The 10,062-nt window shown below is 36.5% G+C and carries 10 protein-coding genes; 4 read left to right on the plus strand and 6 right to left on the minus strand.

Annotated features, from left to right (window positions below; all coding sequences use genetic code 11):
• Positions 1 to 14 precede the first annotated feature (14 nt).
• Positions 15 to 854, plus strand: a complete 840-nt coding sequence (locus NZ923_08760; GenBank protein ID MCS7230108.1) for an NAD+ synthase — start codon at positions 15 to 17, stop codon at positions 852 to 854.
• Here the strand turns inward: NZ923_08760 and NZ923_08765 are convergent.
• From NZ923_08765 to NZ923_08790, 6 genes are all read right to left on the minus strand, one after another.
• Positions 826 to 1,776, minus strand: a complete 951-nt coding sequence (locus NZ923_08765) for a hypothetical protein (protein ID MCS7230109.1) — start codon at positions 1,774 to 1,776, stop codon at positions 826 to 828. The two genes, NZ923_08760 and NZ923_08765, sit on opposite strands and share 29 nt — an antisense overlap.
• Complete coding sequence (locus NZ923_08770) at positions 1,773 to 2,282, minus strand: FMN-binding protein (protein ID MCS7230110.1); 510 nt, start codon at positions 2,280 to 2,282, stop codon at positions 1,773 to 1,775. Before NZ923_08770 ends, NZ923_08765 begins: the two co-directional genes overlap by 4 nt.
• Positions 2,283 to 2,349: 67 nt before the next feature.
• A complete protein-coding gene (locus tag NZ923_08775) occupies positions 2,350 to 3,714 on the minus strand; it encodes a hypothetical protein (GenBank protein MCS7230111.1) in 1,365 nt (454 codons plus the stop codon).
• The gene (locus NZ923_08780; protein ID MCS7230112.1) at positions 3,711 to 4,649 is read right to left on the minus strand and encodes an FAD:protein FMN transferase; all 939 of its coding nucleotides are present in this window, start codon (positions 4,647 to 4,649) and stop codon (positions 3,711 to 3,713) included. Before NZ923_08780 ends, NZ923_08775 begins: the two co-directional genes overlap by 4 nt.
• Positions 4,650 to 4,824: 175 nt before the next feature.
• Positions 4,825 to 5,952 carry a c-type cytochrome gene (locus tag NZ923_08785; protein MCS7230113.1) on the minus strand — a complete coding sequence of 376 codons (1,128 nt, stop codon included), beginning with the start codon at positions 5,950 to 5,952 and terminating at the stop codon, positions 4,825 to 4,827.
• A gap of 20 nt (positions 5,953 to 5,972) precedes the next feature.
• On the minus strand, positions 5,973 to 6,398 hold the full coding sequence (locus NZ923_08790) for a hypothetical protein (protein MCS7230114.1): 426 nt from the start codon (positions 6,396 to 6,398) through the stop codon (positions 5,973 to 5,975).
• A gap of 153 nt (positions 6,399 to 6,551) precedes the next feature.
• Here NZ923_08790 and NZ923_08795 point away from each other — a divergent pair, with 153 nt between their 5' ends.
• The 3 genes from NZ923_08795 (at position 6,552) to larC (ending at position 9,943) form a co-directional block, all read left to right on the plus strand.
• Positions 6,552 to 7,220, plus strand: a complete 669-nt coding sequence (locus NZ923_08795) for a response regulator transcription factor (GenBank protein ID MCS7230115.1) — start codon at positions 6,552 to 6,554, stop codon at positions 7,218 to 7,220.
• 15 nt (positions 7,221 to 7,235) lie between these two features.
• Entirely contained in the window at positions 7,236 to 8,636 is a 1,401-nt protein-coding gene (locus NZ923_08800) for an ATP-binding protein (protein ID MCS7230116.1), read from the plus strand.
• Positions 8,637 to 8,776: 140 nt separating this feature from the next.
• Complete coding sequence (larC, locus tag NZ923_08805) at positions 8,777 to 9,943, plus strand: nickel pincer cofactor biosynthesis protein LarC (GenBank protein ID MCS7230117.1); 1,167 nt, start codon at positions 8,777 to 8,779, stop codon at positions 9,941 to 9,943.
• Positions 9,944 to 10,062 lie beyond the last annotated feature (119 nt).

The following is a 10,062-nucleotide window of genomic DNA, read 5'->3' on the forward strand; positions in this document are numbered from 1 at the left end:
AAAAAGAAGCGAAAATGGAAATACTTGAAAAGGCAAAGGATTTGAAACTTAACATGAAAATAGTCAGAAAGATTCTCGTTGACTTCATTAAAAAAGAGACAACGAGGTTTGGACTTAAAAAAGGGATTTTAGGAGTTTCTGGTGGTGTTGATTCCGCTGTTTCGGCTTATCTTAGTGCGGAAGCTCTTGGCCCTGAAAATGTCATCGGTGTTATAATGCCATATAAAACAAGTTCCCCTGATAGCGTTGAAGACGCAAAACTTGTAATTTCAAATCTCGGAATAAAAAGCGAATTCGTTGATATAACGCCTATGTGTGAACCTTATTTTGAGAAGTTTCCAGATATGGACAACATCAGGCGTGGTAATGTTATGGCGCGAATGCGAATGATCGTGCTTTACGATTTATCCGCTCGGGAAAAAGCTCTTGTTATCGGGACGAGCAACAAGACAGAACTTCTGCTTGGATATGGAACTCTCTACGGGGACATGGCAAGCGCTATAAATCCACTTGGTGATCTTTATAAAACGCAGGTGTGGCAACTTGCTGAAGAGCTCGGCGTACCAAAGAAAATAATTGAGAAAAAACCGACAGCGGATTTATGGATCGGTCAAACAGATGAAGATGAGATCGGATTTCCTTATAAAATTGTGGATAAACTTTTATATTTCATGGTTGACGAGCGAAGGACGGATGAAGAACTTCTTGAACTTGGTTTTGATAAAGATATGATTGAACGAGTTAGAATTATGGTTCAAAGAAACCAATTCAAACGAAGACCGCCGATAATTGCGAAGATTTCATATAGAACGATAAACATTGATTTCAGATACGCCCGCGATTGGGGAAGTTAGATTTTGAAAACATCAATTTGTAAATCAAAATCACAGAGGAAAAAATAAGCAGAAATTGGAGCATAAAAAAAGAAAACAATTTAACTCCAGCAATTTCTCGTCCAAGCAGGACTATCAAAATTCCGCTGAAGTTGTCAACAATAGCGAAAGCAAAAAGTAGAACCGTTAAAGTTGTGTTAAATTTATCGTTAACAACATAAACAAAATGAATAAGCGTAATTAGATACAGAGCCATCGGAATTAAATGTAAATAAGCAACTTCAAAGAGCCCTTTGATTGATTTCGGTTTTATAAATTTTTCAGCGTTTCCAAGGTAATAATCAACGACACTTGAGATTGTGAATCCAATTTTCTCGGCAAACAGGATGAAATTTAAACCGACGAAGAAGATATTGAAAACTGCAAACAGAAAAATTAAAAGCACAAGAAATTTTGAATTTCCGTTATCTTGCCGATTTCTGGAATTTTTGAACCATATGATCAACAGAGAGAGTAAAATCACCGCTTGAAAAAGCAAAAACAAAAGCATTTTCAAAATCCCATATCCATTTCCAAGCGAAACGACAATATAATCAGATAGAGAATATAAAAGCCCCAAGGATGCGAAACTCAAAATCAGCCCCATCTTTAGCTTTTCATCAACTGTTGAATAAATGAGCAAGGCAGCGATACAAAGAAAAAGAAGCGAAAAAATAAAAAGATTTATATGAGTTTCTTCGGAAATATGAGCAATTGAGATCTCATCTGGGAAATCTGGTTCACCGAAAAAATAGGTTTCAATTTTTTCAACGGAGTAGCCAAATTTTAAGCCAAAATTAACAAAAGCGCTTATCCAAAATAGGAAAACGAAAGCTGTGAAAAGCAAAATGGCAGTGTGAATCGGTCTGGAATTTTTCATATTTCCAGTCCAGAAAAACTTCATTTGGCTTCTCCGAAAATTATTTTCCACAGAGCTATAACCTTCCTTGCGTTGTCAGTTATTGCTTTGGCAGTAAGAGTTGCACCTGTCATATTTGGAACATCTCTTCTCAACTTCAAAAGATCTTTCCCAAGTGTTTTACCTTTGAGATATTTTAACCAGTTCTCATCCGCCATATATTCTGGTGGTTCTTTGAATGAAAGAATTTGAATCAATTCTATTTCACCTCGTTCATTTAAAACATACAAGACGACTTCAGGATGAGTTCTCACGATGTGGACATCAACATAAGCGTATGCTCTAATTTTTGAGTTTGATTTAACAAGATAAAAGGTGATAAGTCGTGTATCAATTTCCACTCCGGATAAATTTTTGACCTTTTCAGCTTGTAAATCTGAAATAACGATGTTTTTAATTTCAATTTTTGAGTCGGGATAAATTTCGCTTAAAACTTTTTCTGGTTTTTTGCTTTGTGCTACTATGAACAAGATAAGCAAAAACAGTCTCATCCTTATGCTCAATTAATTTTTAAAAGATCCGCCCCGGGCTAAAGACCCGGGGAGAACCTCAATGGCGTTAGAATATAAATCCAACACCTATGTTAAATTGATCAATTTTCCATTCATCCTTGCCCGTACCTTTACCAGCAGGAAGATTGGATGTGGTGTTACGAATTTGGTAATCTGCTTTTATGACAACTTGCGGATGCGGCTTAAAGTCAAGACCGATTGTTAGAACGCTTCTATCTTTTGATGGGGATGGGCTTCCTGTGAAAACTTCTCGGTTGAGATTATATCTTTCATATCTCACGAATGGAGAAAAGGAAATTATTGATTCGGGATAAATTACAGGTATTAGATTATATCCTGCTTCTGCATACCATCCGTAAACTCTTTTGGCTCTCCCAGCCCTATTTATGTAAGCATCATTACCGCTTGCACTGCCGTATGCAAACAAAGCTTTCGTGGATAGATAACCAAGTTGAAAACTCGCTTCGGTTGTCAAAAGCAGAAATTTCGCTTCTTCAGTTCCTCTTTCGCTTGCTCCGCCTTTATCGCTCCCACCGCCATAATAAAGTGAAGCGGAGAGGATTAAGTTCTTCACACTTTGAAAACTGAGCCCAAAAGCTCCAGCAAACTTATCAAAATTTATCGTGCCACCTCTTTGTCTTCCGCTGGCGATCCAATCGCTTATCAAATCCGTTCTCAAACCGTTTATAAGTCCAGCTTTGTAAGAAAATCCATTTGTTAGCTCACCATAAACCATCACCCCTAATTCTCTCCAAACAGTTGGGACTATAAATCTTTCAACATCAGGTCGCAATGTTCCGAAGTAAACAGTTGGCTCGTGATATTCGTTCATCCCGCTAGCTGGGATTAGAAATAAACCTGTTCTTATGTTAAATTTTGATGTCAAAATAAAATCAACATATAAAAACTCAACATAAACATCGGGGTTTCTGCTCCCGATATTCCCAAATCCAGCATGTTCAATCTCAAGTTCGGAGTTTACGATTATGTTATCCGTAAATTTATATCCGATATAAGGCACAAACCTTAACACATCACCTCTGTCTGTTTTTGATGGGTCAAGATAGTTTTCATAAGTTATCTCACCATAGCCAGCGATTGAAAGCCCCTTTGGTGTATAATAGATTTTTGAGGCTGCCGGACCAAGCCCAAAGTAGGATTTCAACTCAATTTCTGGCATCGCCACTTCAAGGCGAAGTCGTCTTATTTCTTCTTTTAACGCTTCAATTTCTTGAATTATTTGTTCTTTTTGTTTTTCAGCGGTTTGAATTTTTGATATCTCAATCTCTAAGTGCTTGATTCTTTCTTCAAGTTGCTTGATTTTTTCTTCTGGTGATTGGGCAAGTGAAAAATTTAACGAGATTAATAAAATGCTTATGACGATGATTGATTTTTGAAGTATTTTATTCATTTTTTCACCTTGCCGTTTGTTTTTGAAATATATTGAGCGCCACCCTTGAAAATTATTATATCAAAGAAATCTCTGAATTTCTCATTCATGAAAACCGAACCATCCGCATAAAGAATCAATGTTCCGACATCTTTATTTTCGCTTAAAAATTTCATTCTTAAGTTTTCCGGCATGGCGAAAAGAGCTGTAGCATAGGCATCAGCAAATGTTGAATTTTCATGTGCTACTGTTACTTGAGTGACTTTATCATCTTGCGTCTCAATATGTTTTTGTAAGTAGTTTCCCGATGTTGAAAGTGCTACATCTTTTGAATTAACCATTTGAACGAGAACATCATCGTTTAAAGGATTTTTAATTGCAAGCGTTCTTTTATGTCCCCAAACTTTCATATCTCCACCGATTGATATAAATCCCGATTTCGCTTTCAAATTTTCATGGACTTTTTGAATTGCGAATCCTTTTCCAATTCCACCGAGATCAATTGCCATACCTTTCTTTGCCAACATTATGCTATCGCCAGAAATGACAATATCGTTGAAATTAATAAGTTTATAAGCGCTATCCTCGGAAAATTTTTTCAATCTCTTTGAATTAATCGTCAACGCTCCGACGGTGATATCAAAAATTCCCCAAGTTCTTTTTGAAATAAGAACTGCTTCCTTTATCACCTCAAGAGCAATATCGGATATCTTTATGAACTTGTATCCTGCATTTGAGTTTATTTTTGAGATCTCGGAGGAATCAATATAGTCGGAAAGTTTCGCTTCAATTTCCTTTAGGTATTTATATGCTGTGTGGTTTAGGTTCTGGGGCGATAGTTCAATGTAGGCATATGTTCCCATAAGATGATAGCTAGCTCCTTGCGAAAAGACGCTCTCAGATGAAATTTGTGTTAGCAAAGTTAGAATAAGAACAAAATGCGCGATCTTGCTCATCACGATTCTTTATTTAGATTTAATCTAAATTAAATATAATAAAGCGAAGAAAAAAAGTCAAGCTTACGGTTTGACGCAACAAAGGCAGGGTTTAATCAGAGTGATGAAAATTTGGAAGATTTTTTGCTTGAGCGAAAATAAAGCAGTTGATGTAGTTTAAAAAAACAACATTCTTTCACCAGCCGCTTAAGATCCCACCGTCAACATACTCCCAAAGTAGAAAGGCGACATAGCGATATTTAAATGTTCTATCACCATAGATTGGAATTTCCCTTCCAATTGATAAAGCGAGATGACCTCGCTTTGTGAGAGCGATGTAAACTTTTGGAATTATTGAAATTGTGTGTTCATTTGTGCCGAATGTTTTAACTCCAGCGAGCTCAATGCCAGGGAAAAAGCCTCTTTTGCCTTCCGGAATTACAAGCGTTGTTGAAAGAGCGTAAAATAACTCGGGATTTGCCTTGTTTCTTTCAATTGGTGTTTCAATTTTAACACTACCTTGGAGCTCAATTTTATCGCCGATTCCCTTACCAATTGCAATATATGGATTCAGAAGAACAGTTCCTTTACCGAAGCCCTTTGACTCGTTTCCGGTTGGAAGTGAAATTTCAAATCCACCTGTTAAGATTGATAAATTCTTATAATTGTCGTAAAACGCATACTTCAATCCAAGCTCAAGATCACCTATGCCAGTTTCATTTTTAGCTGATGAACTTAAATTTTGTAGTGGAAGTTTGATCTCGTATTGAAACCTTGTCCCGAACCTATTTGCATAGTATAGAACGACTTTTGTATCGGTAATTTTTAGGTTATTTTCGGTTTTGTAGGTATATGTTGGAATCAAAAGAAATTCTTGTTCTGGATATGCTTTTGTTACATAGTGAGACCTGATGAAGTTAACTTCGCCCTGGGGATATTTCCTTTGATCTATAAAAGATTTTATGTGTTCAATTATCTCGTAGATTTGTTGATCGGTAAATGCGTCACCAAAAGCTGGCATTATTCGTGATAGTCCTCTGCTTGCGCCTCCGTATTTTATCACTGCATACCAATCTCTTCGTGGTTCTCTTGAGTTGAAATATCCATCCGTAAAGTCAGGAGGTGAGGTATCCCAATTTTGCTTTAATTCCTCGGATATATTACCGGTTCCATCTATCCCGTGACATTTCACACAAAATGCTTCATAAATTTGTTTTCCGTTCATCGTTTTTACTATCTCAAGATCAATTGCTTGTTCCGTTGTATCTTGCTGTGCGAAGACGAATCCAGTAGCAAGAGCGAGGATAAAAACAATTTTTTTCATTTCAGAATCTTTCTATATTTTTAGTAAAGTATTCCAACACCGTGTTTATAGACAAGTTCTCCACCTTTAATTCCTGTTTGGATTAAGAAAAACAATCCAATTAGTGAAATTGCAAAGACGATCAGATTTGTTTTGAAGTTAAATTTTCCAGTTCGGATCAAAACCACCTTAAGGATCATAGCGATGAGGAAGGTAATCCCCGTAAGTTTTGCAAATGTCTCATGTGATTCAATTAAGTCCTTGAGTTGAGAAACTTCTTCAAAATTTTCCGCAGCGGCTTCACCTGATAATAGTGATGGAACTACGGAAATTAAGCCGAGAAAAAGAATGAGAAGGGCAGAATTTTTGAGCCAGTCCTTTTGGAAAATCATCCAAAGTATATCAAAAAGAATATAACTCGTTAGAAGGGCGATCGGGAAATGAACGAAAATCGGGTGGAGAGGCATAGTTTTTAACCTTTTTGTTTTAAATTTATGAAAAAACTCGCTAAAAAACTGATTAGAATTCGTTAATTTATCCCTGCAAAAGCTTGTTTGTAAATTTTGACGGAATTAACTTTGTATAGTTTCATAAAGTAGCAACAAAGTTTAAGATAGCGTATGAGGTTACTTTTGATTGAGGATGAAAAAGAATTGACAAAAGCATTGAAGAAAGGTTTGAAAGAAGCTGGTTATAGTGTTGATGTGGCTTATGATGGGGAATCGGGTATTTCAATGGCTATTTCGGGGCAGTATGACTGTATAATTCTTGATTTGAAGTTGCCGAAAAAGGATGGTCTTGAGGTTTGTAAAGAAATAAGAAGAAATAAAATTTCGGTCCCAATTTTAATGCTGACCGTGGTTGATGCGGTTGATGTCAAAGTCAAATGCTTGGATGCCGGTGCGGATGATTATCTTACTAAACCGTTCTCATATTCAGAACTGCTTGCGCGGATAAGAGCTTTGACGAGGCGTGCGAAGACAGTTTCTTCTACAATTCAAATCGCCGATCTCGTTATAAATCCGATAAGCAGAACTGTCACAAGGGGTGGGAAAAAAATTTATCTTTCCCCTAAGGAATACGATCTTTTATATTATCTTGCGGTAAACCAAGGAAGGGTTGTTTCAAGAATGGAGATAGGTGAAAATGTTTGGGGAATAAATTTTGACACTGGGACAAATTACATTGATGTTTACATTAATTATCTGCGCAAGAAGATTGATAGCGGTTTTGAAAAGAAATTGATTCACACAGTTCGCGGCGTCGGCTATGTTTTAAAATTTGAATAAAACAGGTGAAGCGATATGAATTACAAATCGTTGAAATTTAGGTTAAACTTGTGGTATTTATTTGTTTTTACGCTTACTGTCTTGCTGGCTGAGATAGGAATTTACATATATCTTGATAAATCGCTTCACAGGGAGATTGACATCCTGCTTCACAGAGAAGCAAAGGAGCTTATTGAAAAGATAAAATTTGGCGCAGAAGGCTTTTCTTTTGTTGATTCTACCGAATTTTATGAGGTAAAACATTTTTACCTCAATGAGGCATCGGTTTTCTTTAGAGTATTTGATAAGGATTTGAACATCGTCGCTATATCGGAAAATTTAAAAAGAGCTGGTTTTTTATTGCCTAATCCCAATAAAGAGAAACTTGGTTGTGCGAATGAAGTGTTAATAGATGGGAAAAGGTTGAGAATTTTTTATCATCCGATTTATTTTAATGGTGAATTTTACGGAATCGTTGAGATATCAAAGTTTGAGGGCGCTGTTCAGACAGCGATGGGATTTCTGAAAACTTCTATTGTAATTGCAATTGTGCTTGCGCTTTTGATCGCATCATATGGTGGGAATTTGATCGTCTCAAGGTTGATTAGTCCTCTTGAGCAAGTGATAGAAAGGGCTGATAAAATAACGGCGGAAAGTTTAACCGATAGGATCGTATTAAATGACAGCAAATATCCAGATGAAGTTGTGAAACTCGTAAACACGCTTAACAGATTGCTTGAGAGATTGGAGAGGTCATTTAACCAAATTTCTCAATTCACATCTGATGTAGCGCACGAGCTTTTAACACCGCTTACAGTTATAAAAGATGAAATTGAAGTCACATTGATGAGGAAAAGACGAACAAGTGAATACATAAATACTTTAAACGCAATTCAACGGCAAACCGACAGAGCAATTTCAATAATAAAGTCAATGCTTTATCTTGCAAAGGCAGATGCTGGGATCGTGAAAGCAAACTTTGATAAAATTTGTGTCTCGGATTTGATTCGTGAATTGGTTCTATTTTTCAATTTCAAGGCGAAGCAGAAAAATGTAAAAGTAAAATTTGACTGTAGCAGTGATGTCTTCTTGACGACGGATGACAGGCTTTTGTTTGAAGCGTTAAAAAATATAGTAGATAATGCAATTGAGTATACAAACTCTGGCGGTAAAGTTGAGATAATTTGCGAGCGTGAGAATGGGAAAGTTAAGATCTCTGTTTCTGATACTGGGATTGGTATAAGCGAGGATGATTTGCCTCGTATTTTTGATAGGTTTTATCGGGGCAAGAATGCGTTTGAGATAAATCCATCTGGGACGGGACTTGGGCTTTCGCTTACGAAAGCTATAATTGATATACTTGCTGGGGAAATTGAGGTCTACAGTCAACTCGGGAAAGGAACCAAATTTGTAATTTATTTGCCAGATAGATCTTAATTTTGCAGTTAATAACTTGGCTTTCTCATGCCTGATTTTAAGCTAAGATATCTTTTGCTCACCACGGATATTCGTTTTCAACTCTCGTCTTGATTATGTTATTTTGAGCGATTAAATTTTATCAAAAAATCTTTTGGGAAATGAAAATTGCTTATTTTGATGCGATTTCGGGTGTAAGTGGAGATATGGTTGTGGGAGCATTGATTGATGCTGGAATTGATTTTGAGGAATTTAAAGGAGAAATTTTGAAATTGAACTTGGGAAATTTTGATGTTGGCGTTAAAAAGGTTTTAAGAAGTGGGATAAGTGCAACGAAGTTTGATGTGATCGTAGAAAGAAAAGAGCATGAACATCGCCATCTTTCTGATATTTTTGAGATAATTGATAAAAGCGATTTGTCTGAATTTGTCAAAGGAACAGCGAAGAAAATTTTTCACACACTTGCTCAAGCTGAAGCGAAAATTCATAATGTATCAATTGATGAAGTGCACTTCCATGAGGTTGGAGCTGTTGATTCAATAGTTGATATAGTTGGGACTGCGATCTGCATTGAGAAATTGGGAATAGAGAAAATTTACGCTTCAAGAATTCCGCTTGGCTCTGGGACATCTGTAAATACGGAACACGGAAGAATACCTGTGCCAACACCAGCAACGATTGAGATGCTTAAAAATTTCCCGATCGTCCTTACCGATGTACCATTTGAATTAACAACTCCAACAGGTTCGGCAATAATTGCAACACTTGCTGAATATGGACTTGAAAAAGAAACAATCAAGGTTCATTCTATCGGATATGGCGCAGGTTATTACGAGCTTCCAGACCAAGTAAATCTTCTGCGGGTTATTGTCGGTGAGATAGAAGAAAAATATGGTGAGGAAAAGCTTCTTCTCGTTGAAACGAACATAGATGATATGAATCCAGAACTTTATCCATATGTAATTGAAAAACTCCTGGCTTCCGGTGCAAACGACGCTTATTTAGTTCCAATATATATGAAAAAAGGACGACCTGGAATTTTGCTTTCGGCTCTTGTTTCGGAATTCAAACTTGAAGATGTGTTAAAAATTATCTTCACGCAGACGACGACACTTGGAGTTAGAATTATTGAGATAAGACGCAAAAAATTACCGAGGGAGCAAAAAGAAATTGACACACCATTTGGAAAAGTAAAGTTTAAACTTGTTTTCGTCAATGACTCAAAGCGACTTGTCCCAGAGTTTGAAGAGTGCAAGAGAATCGCTGAGGAAAGAAATATCCCGTTAATTCAAGTTTACAAAATTCTTGAATCGCTCGTTTCGGTTTAGGGATTTATTTTTTGTAAGTGATCTTTCTGCGAAGTTTAAATAGTTTTTGATGTTTCAAGAGATTTGCTCTCTTAACTGTAGAGGTTAGTTTTGTTGTTTTATCGTTGCTGTAAATGGGT

It is taken from the genome of Candidatus Kryptonium sp. (assembly GCA_025060635.1).
In the GTDB taxonomy this organism is placed as follows: Bacteria; Bacteroidota; Ignavibacteria; order Kryptoniales; family Kryptoniaceae; genus Kryptonium.